22 protein-coding genes are annotated in these 21,703 nt (G+C 38.2%); 11 read left to right on the forward strand and 11 right to left on the reverse strand.

Features of this window, described 5'->3' with window-relative positions:
* The first annotated feature begins 185 nt into the window (after nt 1-185).
* A complete protein-coding gene (gene cyoE / locus EW028_RS08665) occupies nt 186-1,136 on the forward strand; it encodes a heme o synthase (RefSeq protein ID WP_131520585.1) in 951 nt (316 codons plus the stop codon).
* 68 nt (nt 1,137-1,204) lie between these two features.
* Here cyoE and EW028_RS08670 read toward each other — a convergent pair whose 3' ends face one another.
* The 6 genes from EW028_RS08670 to EW028_RS08695 form a co-directional block, all read right to left on the reverse strand.
* Nucleotides 1,205-1,939, reverse strand: a complete 735-nt coding sequence (locus EW028_RS08670; RefSeq protein WP_131520586.1) for a metallophosphoesterase — start codon at nt 1,937-1,939, stop codon at nt 1,205-1,207.
* Between the two features lie 260 nt (nt 1,940-2,199).
* A complete protein-coding gene (locus tag EW028_RS08675) occupies nt 2,200-2,649 on the reverse strand; it encodes a helix-turn-helix transcriptional regulator (protein ID WP_009370152.1) in 450 nt (149 codons plus the stop codon).
* A 138-nt stretch (nt 2,650-2,787) separates the two neighbouring features.
* Nucleotides 2,788-3,192, reverse strand: coding sequence for a hypothetical protein (locus tag EW028_RS08680; protein WP_131520587.1), 405 nt, complete (start codon nt 3,190-3,192; stop codon nt 2,788-2,790).
* A gap of 90 nt (nt 3,193-3,282) precedes the next feature.
* On the reverse strand, nt 3,283-4,617 hold the full coding sequence (locus EW028_RS08685) for a hemolysin family protein (protein ID WP_131520588.1): 1,335 nt from the start codon (nt 4,615-4,617) through the stop codon (nt 3,283-3,285).
* A gap of 32 nt (nt 4,618-4,649) precedes the next feature.
* Nucleotides 4,650-5,054, reverse strand: coding sequence for a MerR family transcriptional regulator (locus tag EW028_RS08690; protein WP_227744915.1), 405 nt, complete (start codon nt 5,052-5,054; stop codon nt 4,650-4,652).
* 153 nt (nt 5,055-5,207) lie between these two features.
* Nucleotides 5,208-5,693 (reverse strand): hypothetical protein, encoded by a 486-nt coding sequence (locus EW028_RS08695; RefSeq protein ID WP_227744916.1) that lies wholly within the window; start codon nt 5,691-5,693, stop codon nt 5,208-5,210.
* Between the two features lie 198 nt (nt 5,694-5,891).
* Between EW028_RS08695 and EW028_RS25840 the strand changes: the two genes are divergently transcribed.
* The 3 genes from EW028_RS25840 to EW028_RS08705 all read left to right on the forward strand — a co-directional run bounded on the left by EW028_RS25840 (nt 5,892) and on the right by EW028_RS08705 (nt 10,510).
* Nucleotides 5,892-6,020, forward strand: coding sequence for a hypothetical protein (locus EW028_RS25840; RefSeq protein ID WP_004227289.1), 129 nt, complete (start codon nt 5,892-5,894; stop codon nt 6,018-6,020).
* Between the two features lie 155 nt (nt 6,021-6,175).
* Nucleotides 6,176-8,263 carry a methyl-accepting chemotaxis protein gene (locus tag EW028_RS08700; protein ID WP_131520591.1) on the forward strand — a complete coding sequence of 696 codons (2,088 nt, stop codon included), beginning with the start codon at nt 6,176-6,178 and terminating at the stop codon, nt 8,261-8,263.
* A 159-nt stretch (nt 8,264-8,422) separates the two neighbouring features.
* Complete coding sequence (locus EW028_RS08705; protein WP_131520592.1) at nt 8,423-10,510, forward strand: methyl-accepting chemotaxis protein; 2,088 nt, start codon at nt 8,423-8,425, stop codon at nt 10,508-10,510.
* Nucleotides 10,511-10,569: 59 nt separating this feature from the next.
* On the opposite strand, the gene EW028_RS08710 is transcribed toward EW028_RS08705, so the two are convergent.
* From EW028_RS08710 to EW028_RS08725, 4 genes are all read right to left on the reverse strand, one after another.
* Nucleotides 10,570-11,142 carry a 5' nucleotidase, NT5C type gene (locus tag EW028_RS08710; RefSeq protein ID WP_131520593.1) on the reverse strand — a complete coding sequence of 191 codons (573 nt, stop codon included), beginning with the start codon at nt 11,140-11,142 and terminating at the stop codon, nt 10,570-10,572.
* Between the two features lie 12 nt (nt 11,143-11,154).
* Nucleotides 11,155-12,270 (reverse strand): flavodoxin-dependent (E)-4-hydroxy-3-methylbut-2-enyl-diphosphate synthase, encoded by a 1,116-nt coding sequence (gene ispG / locus EW028_RS08715; protein ID WP_004230987.1) that lies wholly within the window; start codon nt 12,268-12,270, stop codon nt 11,155-11,157.
* A 96-nt stretch (nt 12,271-12,366) separates the two neighbouring features.
* The gene (locus tag EW028_RS08720; RefSeq protein WP_131520594.1) at nt 12,367-12,711 is read right to left on the reverse strand and encodes a hypothetical protein; all 345 of its coding nucleotides are present in this window, start codon (nt 12,709-12,711) and stop codon (nt 12,367-12,369) included.
* Nucleotides 12,712-12,763: 52 nt separating this feature from the next.
* Complete coding sequence (locus EW028_RS08725; protein ID WP_066036426.1) at nt 12,764-13,282, reverse strand: DUF1189 family protein; 519 nt, start codon at nt 13,280-13,282, stop codon at nt 12,764-12,766.
* A 194-nt stretch (nt 13,283-13,476) separates the two neighbouring features.
* On the opposite strand from EW028_RS08725, the gene EW028_RS08730 reads away from it, so the two are divergent.
* The 5 genes from EW028_RS08730 (at nt 13,477) to EW028_RS25845 (ending at nt 19,206) form a co-directional block, all read left to right on the forward strand.
* Entirely contained in the window at nt 13,477-15,108 is a 1,632-nt protein-coding gene (locus EW028_RS08730; protein ID WP_131520595.1) for a Na/Pi cotransporter family protein, read from the forward strand.
* A 62-nt stretch (nt 15,109-15,170) separates the two neighbouring features.
* Nucleotides 15,171-15,650 carry a DUF456 domain-containing protein gene (locus EW028_RS08735; protein ID WP_004230999.1) on the forward strand — a complete coding sequence of 160 codons (480 nt, stop codon included), beginning with the start codon at nt 15,171-15,173 and terminating at the stop codon, nt 15,648-15,650.
* 175 nt (nt 15,651-15,825) lie between these two features.
* Nucleotides 15,826-16,431, forward strand: a complete 606-nt coding sequence (locus tag EW028_RS08740) for a superoxide dismutase (protein ID WP_016995356.1) — start codon at nt 15,826-15,828, stop codon at nt 16,429-16,431.
* 279 nt (nt 16,432-16,710) lie between these two features.
* Nucleotides 16,711-18,915, forward strand: a complete 2,205-nt coding sequence (locus EW028_RS08745) for a peptidoglycan D,D-transpeptidase FtsI family protein (RefSeq protein ID WP_131520596.1) — start codon at nt 16,711-16,713, stop codon at nt 18,913-18,915.
* Between the two features lie 156 nt (nt 18,916-19,071).
* Nucleotides 19,072-19,206 carry a hypothetical protein gene (locus EW028_RS25845; RefSeq protein WP_255501590.1) on the forward strand — a complete coding sequence of 45 codons (135 nt, stop codon included), beginning with the start codon at nt 19,072-19,074 and terminating at the stop codon, nt 19,204-19,206.
* Nucleotides 19,207-19,280: 74 nt separating this feature from the next.
* Here the strand turns inward: EW028_RS25845 and EW028_RS08750 are convergent, their stop codons facing one another.
* Nucleotides 19,281-19,472: a hypothetical protein gene (locus EW028_RS08750; protein WP_131520597.1), complete on the reverse strand. Its 192-nt coding sequence runs from the start codon at nt 19,470-19,472 to the stop codon at nt 19,281-19,283.
* Between the two features lie 243 nt (nt 19,473-19,715).
* Here EW028_RS08750 and EW028_RS08755 point away from each other — a divergent pair, with 243 nt between their 5' ends.
* Entirely contained in the window at nt 19,716-20,690 is a 975-nt protein-coding gene (locus EW028_RS08755; protein ID WP_131520598.1) for a PstS family phosphate ABC transporter substrate-binding protein, read from the forward strand.
* Between the two features lie 64 nt (nt 20,691-20,754).
* Entirely contained in the window at nt 20,755-21,702 is a 948-nt protein-coding gene (gene pstC / locus EW028_RS08760; RefSeq protein WP_004231004.1) for a phosphate ABC transporter permease subunit PstC, read from the forward strand.
* The last annotated feature ends 1 nt before the right edge of the window (nt 21,703 follow it).

The following is a 21,703-nucleotide window of genomic DNA, read 5'->3' on the forward strand; positions in this document are numbered from 1 at the left end:
TGGTATCATAGTAGATGTTGTGAATGAACGTGCTTTGTTAGATGAAAAACATGTACTTTATGTGAAAAGAGAGACAGAACAGATCTAAAAGGGGTAAAATAATAATTTGATGTGCTAGATGCAAATTTTGTCGCTTTCTATCGATGAAAGCGTGTAGAAATTATGGAGAAAAGGAATTAAGCTGAATGGAACAAAATCTGAAAACGGAGCATAAACCACTATCCTCCGAAAAAACAAGAGGGAAGTCATCACGTTCTTCTATTTTAGCGCAAACCGTCAAGACAGGGATTATCAAATCTAATTTAATACCTATGTGGGCTGGTTTAACGCTAGGCATGTACAAAAATAAAATGACGTTTGTAGACAATATACCAGAAATTATTTTTTCAACAATCGGTTCTGCCCTTGTCATTGGAGCTGCGGGGGCCTTTAATAATGTCTATGATCGTGATATTGATGCAATTATGCCTCGTACACAAAGCAGACCAACTGTAACAGGTGAAATGTCGGCAAAATCGACTTTATCATTAGCTGTTGTAATGTTAATTATTGGCGTAGCTGTGTTGGCACTTGCCTCTCCTTTAGCAGCGGCATTTGGATTATTAGGTGTATTCCTATATGTAGTCCCTTATACCATGTGGACAAAGCGTCGTACGATATATAATACAGAAATTGGTAGTATTAGTGGTGCGGTACCACCATTAATTGGTTGGTCCGCTGTATCTACAGATATTACACACCCAGCGATACTTGGTTTATTTTTTGTTATGGTCATTTGGCAAATGCCACATTTCTATGCTATTGCCATTCGCAAACGTGTAGACTATGAAGCAGCCAGTGTACCCATGCTACCAGTTATCAAAGGGATGCGTCGAACGTATTATCAAACCAATTTTTATTTAATATTATTGATTCTATCAAGCTTTTTATTTGGCTCGTTAAGTGTAGGCATCATGCTTGTGGCATTGATCTTAAGTGTTGCTTGGTTAGTGATGAGTATTTACGGTTATCATAGTAATACAGATCAAGTGAAATGGGCTACCAAAATGTTTGTGTTTTCCCTGTTCCATATGACTATACTATTCTCAACAGTTATTGTGTACTCGCTAGTAGGGGTTATTTTTAAGTTATATTAATTTTTCAAAAATGGCGCTGAAAAAATATCGTTGTGCGAAAACAATTACGAAAATAAAAACCAACAAGTTTACTCGTTACTTGTTGGTTTTTTATTATCGACTGAAATGATTTGGCGACTAGGCCACTCGAATGCATGTAACTGTCCGCCAAACACAGCGCCACCATCAATACCAATAATATTATTTTCTCCGAAATAAACACGATAATCAGTTGGATCATGATGCAGGTTATAAGTAGGGGTATGGCCGAAGATTACTGTTTTTTCCCCTTGATAGCCTGCGTGGAATTCCTCGCGAATCCAAAGTAAGCGCATAGGGTCAGTTTCGGCTATTGCAGCACCTGGCACAACGCCACCGTGAACGAAAATAGCATCCTCTAACTCAATATATATTTCAAATGTCTCCATTAACTGTAAATGTTCTTCAAGCTTAGGGAGCGTTTTAATAAAGCTAGGCAGAGTATTACTTTGGATGGCTTCCTCAAAGTCTGCCAACTGATAGCCATAGCTTGCTAATGTTGCCTCACCACCACAAAGCCCTACCCAATGGTTCCATGGCTTAGCAAGACCTGAACGGCATGCATGGAGCATGATCGCCTCATGATTGCCTAGTAAAACTCGTGCACCTTTTGTCTGTAATTCACTCACTAAATTTAACACACCACTAGAAGAGGGCCCTCTATCAATATAATCACCAAGAAGAAAAAGCTGGTCGTTCATTGGGTCATAGTTTGCTTTTAATAATAATTCTTCCAGTAGCCCTAATTCTCCATGTATGTCACTAATTGCTAGTATACGGTTCATTTACGAGCATCCTTTCTAATAGTACAGCTTTACCCTTAAGTATAGAGAATTATTCTACAAGTTTCGACTTTTCTAGCTTCTCCTAGCTTTTTTCATAGAATTTTTAAAGAAACAATTCTCTTACTACTATGTTTATCATATGAAGGATGTTTTTATAGCTTTATTCATTTGTCTAGAGAAGATGGGTGATGAGAGGAGGGAAATGCTTGAAACGTAACAGCAGAAGCAAATTGCAATGCTCCTACTGTTTGACTTAAAAATTATATCTGTAGTTTTTCCCATGCTTGCTTCGCTATTTGTTCATCAAATGTTGAAATGAGGCGAAAATTATTGCTGTCTAAAATGCGATAATGCTGACTGATGACGTTTTGCTGTAGTCGAAAACCACCATACTCCTGAATGTTTTTCCACCATATGTATCCACCCATTGTTTTCTCTTTTGGCTGCAATGTTCCATTATTTGCGATTAAATCTACAACCTCTAATGGATCACCACCAAGCTCATGCTGTAAAATCGTACTGTCTCTACACAATGTGCAAACTGTAACAGTGGTTGTCCAGCCAGCTAGTATACGGCCCTTTTCAATTTGGACAAGTGTTTTTTTTGATAATCCTAGTAAATCACTCATTTGATCCTGTGTGAAAGCTTTTTCTGTACGGATTAATTTCAGTTTTTCTGAAACGAGTGTGATTAATTGTTCACGATTCATCCTAACACCCCTTATTTTCAGATTGTTAAGTTCCATTATACATGAAAGTAAAGAAGCGTGTTTTTCTTTCACCTTGAGAAGTGGCAGAGATCGCGTAAAATTGAAACAGACTGCCCCTAATGGACAGTCTGTTGGATGCTAGATTTCATATTTTTTCGTATCCGAGATCACCCTGAAGTGAATGCCTTTAATCTGAGCGCTGACCTTATGGCGGAGTGTATCAATATCCACAAGCTCCTCTTTATTTTTGACACACACAGCAATCTCTTGTAATAGCTTTGTAAAAGATTCTTTAAATAGAGCGCGCATATTATCGAAATCTAAACTACGAAAACTCCCATCAATATCGAAAGCTTCCACTGAATTTAATTGCTTGGAAGCTCCTGCAAACCGATCATCGTAGACTGTGTAATTTTCATCTGTTACCACGATAATAAATAGAACTTCTCCCGTGATTGTTTTTAACTCAATATTTGTTTTGTGTTTTTTTACATCAGTAATAATGTGAATACCATCTGAATGATATAGCTTAAATAATGTCATGTGTATGGCCCCCTGCAACTAAAATCATTTTCTCTATTCATTATATAGTGAAATGGCTAATAATGGAATAAGGAATACTGTTTCCTACTGTTACGATTGAACCTCTGTTTTAAGAGGTAGACTTTTTCGAAGAGGACGAACCTCTATATAATGAATTTGATGACCTTGTTGCTCATAGATGCTAAAAATATAGGAGCCTAGCTCAATATTTTTTGATGCTTTAATGCCGTTATTCACAGTTAAGAACCAACCACCTAATGTTTCCACTTCTTCAGCATCCAGGGTAATGTTTAATAGATTTTCTACATCTTCCACAAGCATTTTTGCATTTAATAAATAGTGATGATCTGTAATTTTTCGAATATCCGCAATTTCATCATCATCAAACTCATCTCGAATTTCACCAACAATTTCTTCTAAAATATCTTCAACCGTTACAAGGCCAGATGTACCACCATACTCATCCATTAGGATAGCCATATGGATTCGTTCCTTTTGCATACGTACAAGTAATTCTTGAATGGGCATTGTTTCAATTACGCGAATGACAGGATTTATGAAATCTTCTAGAACTAAGGAGTCGTCTGTAAGTTGTTCAAGTAGACCCTGCGTTAATAGTTCTTTCGCATTGATGAAACCTAATATATTATCTCGGTCCCCATCATAGATCGGGTAACGCGTATATTTTTCAGCAGCGATGTAATGAATAATGTTTGTAAAAGATTCATTTTGTTCAATTCCAATAATTTCTGTTCGGGGAACCATGATTTCACGAGCAATACGTTCATCAAATTCAAAGACGTTATTGACATATTTGAGCTCAGATTTATTGATTTCACCACTTTTAAAGCTTTCAGACAGTAATAATCGCAATTCTTCCTCTGTATGAGATAGCTCATGTTCGCTAGCAGGTTTCATTCCGAATAAGCCAACTAACACGCGTGCAGAACCGTTCAAGAACCAAATAAATGGATACATGATCTTATAGAAAAACATAATGGGTTTTGCAAAAAGAAGTGTAATGGATTCAGCTTTTTGAATGGCAGCTGTTTTTGGGGCTAATTCGCCGACCACTACATGTAAAAATGTAGCAATGGCAAAGGCTGTTCCAATTGTAAAGATCGTCATATATTTATCAGAAATGCCGATTATTTCGAATAGCGGGTGAAGCATAAATTCAAAAGTTTTTTCACCAACCATCCCGATACCAAGAGCGGTTACAGTAATCCCTAATTGACACGCTGATAAGTATTCATCTAAGTGTTGAACAACATGTTTAGCAGCAACAGCTTTTTTATTGCCTTCTGCAACCAGCTGATCGAGTCTTGAGGAACGTACTTTTACAATGGCAAATTCTGTTGCCACGAAAAAGCCTGTTAAAGCTAATAAAATGGTAAAAATCGATAGGTTTATTATGGTCTCCAAATAGTCGTTCTGTAAAAACAGAACGTCACCTCCTAATTATGAATGAGTAATAATAAAGATTGCATTAATGCAATACTTTCGGGTGAAACATTTTTCTTAATCGTTTCAATTTTTTTATCATCTTGCCTGTTCATTTGTGCGAGCAGAGATGTAACATCATGCTCTAAATCTTGCATTTTTAAACGAAGCATCTGTACATCGATTTCTTCATAGGGTGTGATGTTTAACTCATGTTGGATTTGTACAAGTGAAAGCCCCTGTTGTTTGCGCTGTTCAATCAATTGAAGCCGTTTAATCATGGCTTGGTCATAGTAGCGATAATTTGCTGCAGATCGTTCTGCATCTAGCAAACCAATATTTGTATAGTAATCAATTGTTCGTTTAGTAATGCCTGTTTTTTCTGCAAGCTCGCCAATCTTTAATTTTTCTGTCCCAATGCAAACACCTCCAAACCATCACGTGATACTTTGATTATAACGTGATGGTTTTAGTTTATTCAAATGATAGCCTTTGATATTTCGAAATTATAAGATTTTTTTCAAAAAAAGAACGTTTCTACCATGATTAAATGGTAGAGACGTTCCTAGGTTTTACGGAAGTAAATAAGTATCGTATAGGTGATGGAGTGCTTCCTCACCATTTTTTTGTAAGAGAATTTCATCATTATATGTAAGTGTTATGCTCGTTTGTTGGCTATCAATTTTGTCGTCAATTATTTGACAGGTAACAGTCACAAAGCCTGATTCAGTAAGCTTTTCTTTCATATCGTCACTCCACGCCTGATCAGAAAATAGTGGTGGCTGCCAAGTACCTCTCACATGCAGCTCACTTTTTTCAAGGTCATAATCCCAGCGTATGTCACGTAAAATAGTTTTAAATAGGTCATTAACGGTAAACGATGTATCTTTATAGTTAATGTCTAGAGCACGTATTGCATGGACATCTCGGCTAACTGCACTAGCTGCGGAATTAGCAGCTGAATTGATGCCTGAAGCAGCATCTTTAATTTCTGAAAATCGACCACCACAGCCAGAAAGTAGTACGCAGATGCATGTGATATAAGCAACTTTTGTCATCCATTTCACAAGTAGTCCCTCCAGTCTAGTAAGTTGTTATAACTATCTTAACGAAAAGAAAAATATGAAGAAAGGGCATGAAGGCGGTAGTTTGTGACGGTTTTGCAACGATGCGACCTCCACTTGATTGTTCGGCATTTGAGAATTATATAAGTCTGAATATTTAGTAAAAAAACAAAAGAATGGGAGCGGTTTGTGATGAAAATTAATGATGAAATGCTTGATCGATTAGGAACATATTTTGTTTATCATGCTGTTTATGATAATTATGGAATTACGTTTGAAAACTTTGTGGAGCGTTGGCTACGAGGCATACTTGACATATAGCGAGCTATACGTTAAAACTCCTGGAAACAGGAGTTTTTATCTATAAAAAATACATATTTCCTCCTGATTTAGATACTTTACTCATGGTGATTGATGCTATAATTAGCTTAATTGGTTACTTATCTATTACTTTCTATCTAAAGGAGATGATGCATATGAATTTATTGGGGAAAATTCTCGCAACTGTCATTGGAACAGTATTTGTCGTATTTGCAGTACTGACCGTTGTGAATATTTATCAAACAAAAAATTTAACAATAGAAACAGCTCAAAAAATGGCACAGGCAGAAACTTCTGATCACGCCTACCAGATTCAACTTCAGCTTGATTATGCTATGGATACAGCACGTACGCTTGCAGCTAATTTAACGACAATGGTGGAAGAACAAAAGGCTGATCGTGCTTTAACAGATGCTATGTTCCAACGTATTTTGAAAAATAATGAGCAATTTATGGGTGTTTGGTCTGTATGGGAGCCTAATGCCTTCGACGGGCAAGATGAAAAATACATTAATACAGAAAGGCATGATGCATCAGGACGCTATGTTCCATTTTGGACGCGTGATGGTGATAGTATCGTTCCTTCTCCTATTGTTGATTATGATACATCTGATTTTTATCTATTACCGAAACAAAAAGGACAGGAAATGATTTTGGAACCATTTGTTTATCCTGTCGCTGGTAAGGATGTGTTATTAACGTCTATCATTGTGCCTGTTACGATTGACAATGAATTTAAAGGTATCGTGGCCGTGGATATGAGTTTAGAAACATTCGCTCAACTAAGCCAACAAGTAAAATTATTTGATAGTGGCTATGGTTCGATTATCTCGAATAATGGCATGTTTGTGACACATCCAAACAAGGATTATGTGACAAAGCCATTTGCTGAGCAAGAACAGTATACATATAGAAACGAGATCCAAACAGCCATTCAGCAGGGCAAGGCTTCTGTTATTCAAGATTTTTCAAGCTATTTACAAGAGGATAGCTATATTGTCACTGCTCCCATTCATATTGGAAAAGCGGAAACTCCGTGGTCATTGCTTGTCACAGTACCGACTAAAGAAGTGTTAGCACAAACAACAAAACTCACATGGACGATGGTCATCATAGGCGTTGCTGGCCTGATTTATCTTTTAATCGTGCTAACATGGCTTATTCGTCGAATTGTTCGACCTATCGTAATGGCAGTGGCACAGGTGCAAGCGATAGCAGATGGAAATTTAGCAGTGGAACCATTAGCGGAGGATAGCAAGGACGAGCTTGGTCATTTAGCAAAGGCTGTCAATATCATGACAAGTAATACACGAACATTGATTCAGGAAGCAAGGCAAATTTCAAATCAGGCAAGTACCTATAGTGATCGACTCATGTCTTCCACAAATAATATGAGTGTTAGTATCGATCAAGTGCTAACGACAACAGGTGAGTTAGCGACAGGAGCAACCTTACAAGCTGAGCATGCAGCCCTAACGCTAGGTGTAACGCAAGAGGTAGAGCAGAAATTGCAAGCTATTCAAGTGGCTATCAAGGAAATGACTCATCGCTCTCAGGAGACAACGCAGGCATCCAAGCAAGGATTGGTTCATGCGGAACAATCGATTCAAGGCATGGAGGCGATGTCGGAGCAAGTCACATTAACAGCCTCTGTTGTCCAGCAGCTCAGTGACCAATCGACTGAAATTAATCGTATTTTACAAGTAATCAATGCTATTGCAGGTCAAACGGATTTACTTGCACTTAATGCTGCGATAGAGGCTGCTCGTGCAGGTGAGCATGGGAAAGGCTTCTCTGTTGTAGCAGAGGAAGTACGCAAACTTGCGGAGGAGTCCGCCAAATCGACGAATCAAATTGCAGCTATTATTGATACGGTTGTGAAGGATACTGTAAAAGCAGGGGATGCCATGCAAAATGTTGTAGCTGCTGTGCAAACCAACACACAGTATCTTGATGCCAATAAACAAGCACTTGATGCCATCTTACAGCATATCAATGATACTGTAGCGCAAATTGACGAAGTGACGACTGCCTCTCATTTAATTCAAAAGGAAACAGTAGAGGTAGTGCGGGCAGTGGAAAATATGACGGCTGTCAGCCAGCAGTCCTCAGCAGGAACAGAGGAGCTATTAGCAACGATGGAGCAGCAAAATACCGCGGTTCATGAGCTGAAAAATATGGCGGAAAGCTTATCTGGTATGACGAACTCCTTACAACAAACACTAGCAAAATTTCATTCTTAGTAGAGAACTAAGGTTGCGTGTCATCTTCTGTACAACGGGATGACATGCAGCTATATTGTGAGTTACTTTCTATAGAAAAAATTTTTCTGAATATTTTGTTATTTATTGTCGCATAAATGCTATTATTTATTTAGTTGCTATAGGCAGGAGCTGGTACATATGAAATTACTACATAAAATTTTACTGACAACGTTATCTACAATGATGTTTGTGTTCATCATTATTTTAAGTGTCAATATTGTAAAAACTAATTCATTAGCAGTGGAGGATGCACGACAGCTTGCTCAATCGAGGGCGTCCGAAAGTGCATATCAAATGCAAATGGAACTTGATTATGCGATGGATACAGCAAGGACAGTAGCCTCTAATCTCCAAACAATGGTAGCTAATCATAAGGGAGATCGTGATTTAGCAAACGAGATGCTCAAACAATTACTCGAACAAAATGACACCTTTCTAGGGGTTTGGACAATTTGGGAGCCAAATGCCTTTGATGGACAAGATGCTCATTTTGCCAATTTGAAAGGGCATGATACATCAGGGCGTTTCCTTCCATATTGGGCACGCAGCAACAAAGGTGTGACGCTTGCTCCTCTAGAAGACTATGAAACTAGTGATTATTATGTATTACCTAAAACGTTGAAACAAGAGGTTATTTTAGAGCCGCTCACTTACCCAATTGATGGTCAAGAAGTATTAATGACGTCCACAGCTATCCCTATTCAAATAGATGGAAAAGTCGTTGGTCTTGTTGGAATTGATATAAGCTTAGAAACATTGGTTGCCATTAATAATGAAATTGTACTATATGATACAGGGTATAGTGCCATTGTGTCTCATAAGGGGTCATTTGTTTCCCATCCATCTCCTGATTATGTCAATAGACCAGTGACTGAAATGGAGAAATATAAAAGTGCGGATAAAATTTTGTCTGCTGTTGAGCAGGGCAAACCCTATCTAGTAGAGGATTATTCAACCTATTTGCAGGAAGCTTCCTTTATTGCTGTCTCACCTATCCAAATTGGTCAAACGTCGACACCGTGGGCATTGCAGGTAATTATTCCATCTGAAGAGGTAATGGCCGCCGCAAGTGAGGCAATGTGGTTATCGATACTACTAGCTATTATTGGTATTATTGTATTAGTTGGTGCCATTACTTGGATAGCTCAACGGATCGTCAAACCAGTGGTTCAGACAGTGGAACAGGTCAAAACTATTGCTGGTGGAAATTTAGCAGTGGAGCCGTTACAGGTTCGTTCGAAGGATGAAATTGGTGAGCTTGCACATGCAATGAATCATATGACAGACAATATGCGCGAGCTGTTACAAGCAGCTACACATATTTCCAATCAGGTGAATGTATACAGCGGAGAATTACGTGCTTCTACCAATGATATGAGCATCAGTATCGAACAGGTGTTAACCACAACAAGTGAGTTGGCGACAGGTGCTACTGTACAAGCCGAACAGGCATCTACCACATTAGGCGTTACACAAGAGGTTGAGCAGAAATTGCAAGCAATTCAAATGGCAATTGAAGAAATGCTTCAGGATTCTCAGCATACAACAGCGTCTTCTAAACAAGGTTTAATTCATGCAGAGCAGTCTATTCAAGGGATGGTAGTGATGTCTGAAAAAGTGTCACTGACAGCTATGGTCGTCCAACAGCTCAGTGACCAATCAACAGAAATTAATCGTATTTTACAAGTCATTAATGCTATTGCAGGTCAAACAAATTTATTAGCATTAAATGCGGCGATAGAAGCTGCTCGTGCAGGTGAGCATGGCAAGGGCTTTTCGATTGTGGCAGAGGAAGTACGAAAGCTTGCAGAGGAATCAGCCAAATCAACGAGCCAAATCGCCTCCATTATTGATATGGTTGTTAGGGAAGCAGCAAAGGCTAGTGATGCTATGCAAACTGTTGTCTTAGCTGTGGAAAACAATACGCAATATATTGATGCCAATAAGCAGGCACTTGATGCGATTTTACGCCATATTGTCGATACAGTAGCGCAAATCGATAATGTGACAGCTGCCTCCAGTGTCATTCAACGGGAGACGCAGGAGGTTGTCCGTGCAGTAGAAAATATGACGGCTGTTAGCCAGCAATCCTCAGCAGGAACAGAGGAGCTAATGGCAACGATGGAACAACAGAATTTAGCGGTTCATGACATCAATAACAAAGCCCAACAATTAACAGCTATGACGGACTCATTACAGGCAGCACTCGCTAAATTTCAATATTAAATTAAAAGAGCTGTAGGCGAGTTGAAATTTACATCCAACCTTGCCTACAGCTCTTATACTTATTTGAAAAATTGTGTAATAAATTGATTCGCTTCCTGCCAGTTATAAACCCTTACAACATTATTAGGAACAGCAAGACGATTATAAGGTGTGTCAAATAACACAACAGGTATTTTTAACTCCTCTGCCAGCATTACTGCATTATCATGCTTATCCTCAAAGAAAGCTTCTACACGATGTTTTTTTGCAGCGGCTAGTTTATCATGGCTGCCGAGAAGCTCGATATGGTCGTAAGGTATAGCTTGCGATTTAAACCAATTGACCGTGATGTCTGCTACATTTTCACCTCGAGCAGAAATATAATACAGCTCAAAATTATTTTTCCAAGCGCTTAGAATATTTTTTGCATCTTTTGCCAACTCAGAGACTTCGTACATGTAAGGTTCATTTTCCTTAAACCAAGTATTAAAGGCACTTCGGTCAATAGGGTGTGGGAAGGCAGATAAAAAATCATATTCACAAACATCATCCAGCGTAATATTTACATTGTACTGTTTATTAATATGTGGAATGAGTGTACTTGGACATGTCACAGTCCCATCAATATCAATACCAAAGCGGGGCTTTTTCATGCTAGCACCTCCTTAGGCATTCGCTTTTTGAGCTTCTTCCGCTGCACGTTTTTCTTCCATTTCTGCTGCTAATTTATCAATTTCTTTCTTCAGTTCTTCCACCATTGTTTCTTCTGGCACTTTACGGACTGTTTTCCCCTTCATGAATAACAAGCCTTCACCACGGGCACCAGCGATACCGATATCTGCCTCACGCGCTTCTCCAGGACCGTTTACTGCACAGCCTAGAACAGCTACTTTTAACGGTACATTTAATTTTGAAATATATTCTTCTACTTCATTTGCGATAGAAATTAAATCAATTTCAATACGTCCACATGTTGGGCAAGAAATCAGAGTTGCCATATTAGAAGCGAGGCCAAAGGATTTTAATAATTCTCTTGCTACTTTAACCTCTTCTACAGGGTCAGCAGAAAGGGAGATACGTAATGTGTTTCCAATCCCTTTTGATAGGATGGCTCCAAGACCTGCTGCTGATTTTACAGTACCAGCAAATAATGTCCCTGATTCTGTAATCCCTAAATGAAGCGGATAATTAAAGGCTTTAGATGCCTTTTCATAGGCTTCAATGGCAAGATTAACGTCAGATGCCTTCATTGATACGATAATATCGTGGAAGTCCAAGTCTTCCAAAATTTTAATATGATGTAGAGCAGATTCTACCATCCCATCAGCTGTAGGATAGCCGTATTTTTCTAAAATATGACGCTCTAATGAACCGGCATTTACACCAATACGAATGGGTATACCTTTTGCTTTGGCTGCATTAACAACAGCTTCCACTTTTTCTTTACGACCAATATTACCTGGATTAATACGTACTTTATCAATACCATTTTCAATGGCTTTTAATGCTAATCTATAATCAAAATGAATATCAGCTACTAATGGAATATGAATACGTTTTTTGATTTCGGCAATCGCGTCCGCTGCACGTTCATCTGGTACAGCAACACGAACAACTTGACAGCCCGCTTCCTCAAGACGAAGAATTTCTGCAACTGTTGCTTCTACATCATGTGTTTTGGTTGTACACATACTTTGAATGAATAATTCATTACTACCACCAATTGTTAAGTTACCGACACGCACAGGACGTGTATTTGAACGGTGACAAATTTCACTCATTAACTTTCTCTCCTTTTCGGGCCTCTATTTTCAGCCGTCACTGTCATTTATTTTAGCAGTGTAAGAAAATAAGGACAAGGAAGAAACGCTAACTTTTCATTTTCCGCATTTGTTTTCTAGCTCAAATGAGAGAGGAAGCTTGATATTTTCACCTGGAACTAGTGCTTGTAATTGTAAGTATGGGTTTAAGTTGTAAAAAAGTTGTAAGCGTTCTGGAAAGGTCATGGGAACTTTAGCAGGGTGTAGAGCAAATAAACTATGAATAGTATCTCCTTCAATCGTTTGTACAGTAATATAATTTGGCTCACGCTGTTGTTCACAAAGTCCGTTTTCTGAGCTCTTTGTGGATAAAGCCGCAAGTGGGATGGACCCTTCTGTTAAATCTACTTTGACGACAAAGGCAATTATAATGATGATAGTTGTTAAGATGAATGCTCGCAAAAAATCCCCTCCTTTTCTACACTATATTGAGAAGAGAGGGGATTCATGCACATTATTTTATATTTGGTTGTTTTGGATATTTTGTAAAGGCCACAATTAATAGAGAAATGGTTAAAAATAAAGATAGTACAGTGATAACAGTACTGCTAACGGGCAGATAGTCTGCTAACATCGAAAGTAATGTAGCCCAAGTGATCGCAAAGGTAGTTGTTCTCCAGATATGGCGATACTCACCTCGACGCTTCATCGCTTTCAAGATAAATAAACCTGCTAAAGCATAAAGGGCAATTTGTGCAAAAATAAGCATTGTTGTCACGACGAAAAGCATTAGGAAGGTGAATGGATATAAGAGCCATTTAATGCCCTCTATGTAATCTGTTAAACCAGTTAAACTATCCATATCGAATGTATCAACGGACATACCTGCTGCAAAACGACCTAAAGAGAATACGGACACAATGGTAATCAGTAGAAAAGTATATTGAATAACCTTTCCAATAGGTAATAAACGATAGGCTGCTAGTTTTTTAGGATGTATAAGACTATCAATAAAAAGCTGTGAGTGTTTCATGCTATATCTCCTCCAATCGATATTTTAACATGTTCAAAGAGGACAAGATATGAAAGAAGTATAAATGAGGAGGGTCTTGATGTTAAAATGTTAACATTATGTAAAGAAGTTAAAGGATTTCTTTACTTTTTGTTTGGAATCATTTAATGATTAGAACGAGGGTAGTAGAGATGTAGGAATTGGAGCGAAAACAATTGACAATAGATTGGCAAAGCATTCTCTTTCAGTTTATAGGCGGGCTAGGGGTCTTTTTATTTTCCATTAAATTCATGGGGGATGGACTTCAAAAATCAGCGGATGATCGGTTACGTGAATGGTTAAATCGCTTTACCACAAACCCTATTATGGGTGTCCTGGTAGGTATATTTGTAACGATTTGCATACAATCAAGTTCTGCCACAACAGTCATCACTGTAGGATTAGTGAGTGCTGGTTTTTTAACACTGCGTCAAGCAATCGGTGTCATTATGGGGGCAAATATTGGTACAACGATTACAGCATTTATTATTGGTATTAATATTGGACTCTATTTTTACCCTTTATTGGCAATTGGGGCTGCCTGTTTATTTTTCTTAAAGAAAGCAACGTATCAACATATTGGTCAGATTCTATTTGGCTTTGGCGGTTTATTTTTAGGGCTAGAGTTGATGAGTGCTAGTATGCAGGCGTTACACCAGCTTGCAGATTTTGCATCGTTAACGCTTCATTTAAGTAATCAACCGATATTAGGCATATTTTTAGGAACCATTTTTACCTTACTTGTGCAAAGCTCTACCGCAACGGTGGGGGTATTGCAAGGTTTATATGCAGAACAATTAATTGGTTTAAATAGTGCTTTACCGATATTGTTTGGAGAAAATATTGGCACGACCATTACAGCTGTTTTAGCTTCCCTTGGTGCTTCTATTTACGCTAAGCGTGCAGCAGCGGCTCATGTATTATTTAATGTGATTGGAACGATTATTTTCATGTTATTGTTCACACCGTTTATGCAATATGTACAGTGGATCAGTGGCGTATTTCATTTAGAGCCTCGCATGCAAATTGCCATTGCTCATGGCTCATTCAATGTCTTTAATATGATGATCCAACTACCATTTATTGCTGGACTCGCAGCCTTAGTTACAAAGCTACTGCCGGGACATGATGGCAATATCAATGTAACAACAAAGCATTTAGATCCATCATTCATTGATTCCTCTCCTGCTATTGCGCTAGGTCAAGCTAAAGAAGAGGTATTACGAATGGGTGAACATGCATTGCGTGGGTTGGAAGAAACGTTTTTATATATGAAATCTGGAGAGGCAGAGCATATTCCAACGGTGCTACAGCTAGAAGTCGGGCTTAATCATCTAGACAATGAAATTACTGATTATTTAGTAATGGTGTCTAAGCAGCCTCTTTCCCGTGCAGACTCAGTAAGACATCATACTTTATTGACAAATGTAAGGGATTTTGAACGAATTGGGGATCACTTTGAAAATATATTAGAGCTTTTACAGTACAAGGATCACCACGAGGTAAGCTTAAGTAAATCAGCGCGACAGGACTTAATAGGTATGTTTAGTTTAGCTATAGAGGCAGTGCGCAAAAGTATAGAAGCATTAGATACCGCTAGCTTAAGCTTAGCTCAAGAAGTAACAGAGCTAGAAAGCCTGATTGATGATATGGAAGATAAACTACGTCAAAAGCATATTGCCCGATTAAACACGAATGAGTGTAGTGGGGCGGCAGGAATTGTTTATATGGATATCGTGAGCAACCTAGAGCGTATAGGAGACCATGCAGTAAATATTGCAGATTCTATTTTAGGCATTCGTCATTAATGAAACTTTTCACTTTGTTATTTCGTATGAAAGGCAATGCACGTTAAAAGGAGAGAATCTTTATGGAAGTTGTTGGCTGGATCTTAGTGATTGCCTGCTTTATTATTTCATTTATTGGTTTAGTATATCCAATTATTCCCGGAGTACTGTTTTTAGTTGGTGGATTTTTGCTCTATGGCTTATTTTTCTCATTCGCAGAGCTAAGCTGGTGGTTTTGGGTCATTGAAATACTATTTGTCGTGTTGTTATTTGGGGCAGATACTGTGGCAAATGCGTTTGGTATCAAAAAGTTTGGTGGTTCCAATGCTGGCATGTGGGGGAGCACCATCGGGTTATTAATTGGACCATTTGTGATCCCTGTGGCAGGGATTTTAATTGGACCATTTTTAGGGGCTGTGATTGCGGAACTAATCGTTGAGAAACGTACATTTAGTGAGGCAGTGAAAAGTGGTGTCGGTTCTTTAATTGGCTTTTTGACATCTACTGTTGTCAAGGCTGTTATTCAAATTGTTATGATTATTGTATTTTTTATCGCTATTTAATGCCTCACATTTAAGGTTTAGTGTGTGTGAGTAAAGGGTAAGATAGTAAACATATCGGTATTTCGGTCAAAAGGCTGAAATCTTCAAATTGAAGTATTTTTCGTTGAATGGTTTGACCAATTTTGATAATCTAAGGATGTACTAATTATTTCTTATTTTAGGGAGGAACTTAACAATGGCTTACGAATTACCACAATTAACTTACGCTTATGACGCATTAGAACCACATATCGATGCAAAAACAATGGAAATTCACCATTCTAAACACCACAATACTTATGTAACAAACTTAAACGCAGCAGTAGAAGGTACTGAATTTGCTGAAAAAGACATTAACGACTTAATCGCAAACCTAGATGCTCTTCCAGCTGACAAACAAACTGCTGTACGCAACAACGGTGGCGGACATGCTAACCATACATTATTCTGGGAAGTAATCGCTCCAGGCGGTTCAAATACACCAGTTGGTGAAGTAGCAAAAGCAATCGATGCTAAATTCGGTTCTTTTGATGCTTTCAAAGAAGAATTTGCTAAAGCTGCTACAACTCGCTTTGGTTCAGGTTGGGCTTGGTTAATCGTTGATGGTGACTCAGTTGCTGTTACGTCTACTCCAAACCAAGACTCTCCAGTAATGGAAGGGAAAACGCCAGTTTTAGGCTTAGATGTATGGGAACATGCATACTACCTAAACTACCAAAACCGTCGTCCAGATTACATCGGTGCTTTCTGGAACGTAGTAAACTGGGATGTAGTAGAAGCTAAATTCCAAGCTGCAAAATAATAACGAATAATTGGCTGTGCCTAAAGTGAGCAATCACGGGGCATAGCCTTTTTTTGTTGGATAAAACTGCAAATTAAGGGTGAGAATCTGAAAATAGCAGGATAATGAAGACGAAATATAAGGAGAGCGTGAAATAGGGCAACCTTTCTCCATAAAGTACCGTCAAATAAATGATGTTTTACATAAGAAATCGAAAGTGCGTGCTTTTCTGTCATACCTTCGAATGGTATACTAGGTATCGTGTATTGAAATGATCAGAAGATGAGGAGGGGAATACATATGCGCAAAGCACCAGGAAAAAATCGCGCGGCGAGTGTTAAAGCAAAACATCATTCTAACTTAACATTTCGTATGAATATCCTTTTCTTTGCAATATTTATCGTATTTTCAATGTTAATTTTTAGACTTGGCTATATGCAAATCGTCAAAGGGGAAGATTATGTACGTGATTTAGAGCGTAAAGAAGAGGTACCTGTGAATACAAGTGTACCAAGGGGACGCATGTATGACCGTTATGGCCGTATTTTAGTGGATAATCACCCAGAAAATGCCATTACTTATACAAAAATGCAAACGACCACATCAGAGGAGATGCTTGATATCGCGAAAAAGCTGGCACAATTAATAGAACAGCCAACAAAGCGTGTCACATTGCGTGATAAACAGGATTTCTGGATATTACAAAATCACGATGCTGCCTATGAAAAAGTCACAGAGGCAGAAAAAACAAAAATTAATGCACAAGAAAATATTACAACCAGTCAAATTAATGCAGAGATTGATAAACTGGTACGGGAACGTATAACAAACGAAGAACTTTTACAATTAACAGAGGCAGATTTAGAGGTATTAGCGATTTATCGTGAGATGGTATCTGGCTATAATCTATCTCCTCAAATTATTAAAAGTGAAAATGTATCAGCTGATGAATTTGCTCGTGTATCTGAGCGTTTAACTGAACTACCAGGTGTTAATACAACAACAGACTGGAAACGTGTTAAATTATCATCTTTATCTATTCTTGGTCGTACAACGGTCCCAACAAAAGGGATACCAAAAGAGAAGCTCAATTACTATTTAGCACGTGACTACTCACGTAATGACCGTGTGGGAGAAAGTTATATTGAAGCACAGTATGAAGAATTACTACAAGGTCAAAAAACAGTCGTCAAAAATATTACCAATAAAAAAGGTCAAGTAGTCGATACAGTCACAACCTATGAAGGGGAGCCAGGTAAAGACTTAATCCTTTCATTGGATAGTGAGCTGCAGGCTGAAACGGATAAGATTGTAGAAGAAGAACTGCTTAATTTAAAGGCACTTCCAGGCTCCTATTTATTAGACCGTGCCTTCCTAATTATGATGGATCCGAATACAGGCGACATTTTATCGATGGTGGGTAAGAAAATAGAAAAGAATCCCGAGACAGGGAAAAATGAAGTCGTTGACTATGCATATGGATCGTTTACAACGGCTTATGAAGCAGGTTCATCAGTTAAAGCAGCGACAGTCCTTACTGGCTACAATCAGGACGTTATTTCGATGGGGACTTCAATGGGAGACGAGCCGATTAAATTAGCTAGCACGGATCCGAAAACGTCTATTTTTAACAGGGCTGGATATATTCCGATGAATGACTTGTTGGCATTAGAACGTTCTTCCAACTCCTATATGTTTAAAATTGCGTTGCTGCTTAATGGAACCCCTTATAGTTATGGTATGCCATTACGCTTAAAGGACGATACGTTCTCCAAAATGCGTAATAATTATGCGCAATTTGGTTTAGGTGTGAAAACAGGCATTGATTTACCAAATGAATTTAGCGGAGTGCGTGGTCCATCAGGTCCAACAATGGGTGGTAAAACACTTGACTTGGCGATTGGTCAGTATGATACGTATACACCACTTCAACTTGCACAATATATTTCAACAGTTGCCAATGGTGGCTATCGTATTCAGCCACATGTTGTGAAAGAAGTTCGTGACCCATCACAGGATGGCAAGCAATTAGGACAATTAGTAACTGAAGTAGGTCCAACTATTTTGAATCAAATTGATAATCCTAAAGAAGAGATCGACTATGTAAAGCAAGGGCTACGTCGTGTATATACTGGTTCACATGGTACAGCACGAGCACAATTTGCCGATGCTCCTTATACAGCAGCAGGGAAAACAGGGACAGCAGAGGTAGTGTATTATGGTCCGTTACGTGAGCACTACGGCACAAATACGATTAATTTAACGCATGTTGGCTTTGCCCCGTATGAAAATCCTGAAATTGCCTATGCAGTTGTGATCCCATGGGTTAATACAAACTTAGCTCCACACTACTATCAAAATAATGTCATTGCTAGACGTTCTTTAGATAAGTATTTTGAATTAAAAGCTAAATATCAAGCTGAAAAAGTAACAGATAGTAATGTGAAACAGCCAATTTTACCAGCAATTACGGAAGAAAAAATTGGAGAGAATGAGCAGGATTAAAGGGTATTGGATATACGCTAATACAAAACGGATTTGGAAAAATTATTTTCCAAATCCGTTTTATTTTTACTTTTTTAAGACTAATCACGACCGCTAATCCTAAAGTAAATAGGGCATGTATAGCTAGAGATAATAAGGCATTAAGATACGAGTTGGGTGATTGCTATTCATGATAAACAGGCAGGAATGGAAAATACATCAGCACTTATTCAAAAATCCACTATAGCGATAGCTGACATTGTGCGCAATTCAGAGGCACTTGTCAAAAGTGCTGATGAACTCAATCAGTAGCGAAATCTCAACTGAACTAAGTAGTGAAAGGGGCGTTTGCATAGCAAAACGCCCCTTTCGGATATTTAGTGCCTTTATGCGGATAATTGCTGAATGGCTAATTCAAATTGCTCTCTTGGTTTTACCCCATAAAGTTCTATATTGTTATAGAAATAAGAAGCTAGCATAAAATCAATCGCCTCTTGAAGTGTATAGTCCCGATGTTCCATTACTAATGATAAATATGTTTTAAAATAATCGGCATTTTGTACTTTTGCATGTTTCATGACAAAGGTCAAACTCTCCTTATCATTAAATTAAATATTTCCTGACACAATTGCTTATTATAACACCTTTCCTATAGGAAGCAAGTTTCCTCTATTGTAAATTCATCTTTACAAACGTTTACAAAGCATTACATTCCTTTACATCTCTTTTACGAACCGTTTATACGACTTCAACAATCAGTCATTATAGTAAAGATTGTAAGACAAATAACTATAAAACAGTTCATGACGGAGGCAAATGAGATGAAAAAGTGGAAGTACTTAACGATGACAGCGGTAATGGGTTCTGCATTAATGCTAGGTGCATGTGGTAGCGATTCTGCACAAAACGGAAACAATACAGAAACGAACGCACCAGCAAGCTCAGGACAAGAAGCTGCTGATGAAAAGCTACAAGGGTCTGTAGCTGGAGATGGCTCATCAACAGTAGCACCAATCATTGAGGCAGTTGTTGAAGAGTATGCAGGTACACAACCAGATGTCAAAGTATCAGTGGGGGTTTCTGGTACTGGTGGTGGTTTTGAAAAATTCATCGCAGGTGAAACAGACTTTTCAAATGCATCTCGTAATATAAAAGATGAAGAGAAAGCGAAATTAGAAGAAGCGGGCATTGATTTTACAGAGCTAGCTTTAGCATATGACGGTTTATCAGTAGTCGTGAACCCAGAAAATGATTGGGCGAAGGATTTAACGGTAGAACAACTACAAAAAATTTGGGTTGAAGATGGGACAGAGAAAAAGTGGTCTGATATTGATCCATCTTGGCCAGATGAAAAAATCGTTTACTATTCACCAGGTACTGATTCAGGCACATACGACTACTTTGATGAAGTGATTTTAGATGGAGCAGATCTAGTAAGCTCAGCAACATTATCAGAGGATGATAATATGCTAGTGCAAGGTGTAGCTGGTGATAAAAATGCGATCGGCTTCTTCGGTTATGCGTACTACCTTGAAAATAAAGATAAATTAAACATTGTCAAAGTAAATGGCGTAGAGCCAACAAATGAAACAATTGAAGGTGGCGAATATACACCACTTTCACGTCCATTATTCACATACGTAAAAAATAGTGCGATGAAGGACAATGAAGCAGCTTACGACTTCATTAAATTTACACTTGAAAACGCAGGCGATATGGCTGAAGCAGTAGGCTATGTTCGTTTACCTGAAGAAAAATATACTGAAGGCTTAAAAACTTTAGAAGGCTTAAAATAAGAAGACATGCATAGAGGGAAAGAGATGTGTGCTCTTTCCCTCACTTATTTGAAAGGAGCTCCCAATGGTTTCTCAAAAGGAAGATAAGACATCATCTGTGCAGCAATTAATTGCAAATTCGCGCAACCAAAAAACAAAGAAAATAGTGGAAAAAGCCATGCCAGCTCTATTATTTTCTGCAGCTATTATTTCGATATTAACAACATTTGGCATTGTTTTCACCCTTATTTTTGAAACGTTTGAATTCTTTAAACGTGTGTCGATTACGGATTTCCTTTTCGGTACTAAATGGTTACCGTTTTCAGGTAACGAACCGTTATTTGGGATTCTGCCATTAATCGCTGGTACATTAAAAGTGACACTTATTGCAGTTGTAGTAGCTGTACCATTTGGAATTGCTTCAGCTATCTATTTAAGTGAATATGCAAGTGAGAAAACACGACGAACAGTGAAACCTATTTTAGAGGTATTAGCAGGTGTGCCAACAATTGTTTATGGCTTCTTCGCTTTAACATTTGTCACTCCAGTTTTACAAGAAATTGTACCTGGACTAAAACTTTTTAATGCATTAAGTCCTGGTATTGTTGTAGGGATTATGATTTTACCAATGATTACATCTCTTTCAGAAGATGCCATGTCCTCTGTACCAAATAGTATGCGTGAAGGAGCCTTAGCTCTAGGTGCGACGAAATTTGAAGTAGCAATCAAAGTAGTATTACCCGCTGCGCTTTCAGGGATTATCGCTTCTGTTGTGTTAGCTATTTCCCGGGCAATTGGAGAAACAATGATTGTATCGCTTGCAGGTGGTTCAACACCGAAATTTGACCTTAATGTAACAGACTCTATTCAAACAATGACTGCATACATTGTACAGGTTTCAACTGGTGATGCGGGTTATGGTACAACCATTTATTACTCAATTTATTCAGTAGGATTCACACTATTTATCTTTACTCTAGTAATGAATTTACTTGCTCACTATATTTCGAAACGCTTCAGGGAGGTTTACTAGC

This window comes from Lysinibacillus sp. OL1 (genome assembly GCF_004332175.1).
GTDB lineage: Bacteria > Bacillota > Bacilli > Bacillales_A > Planococcaceae > Lysinibacillus > Lysinibacillus capsici.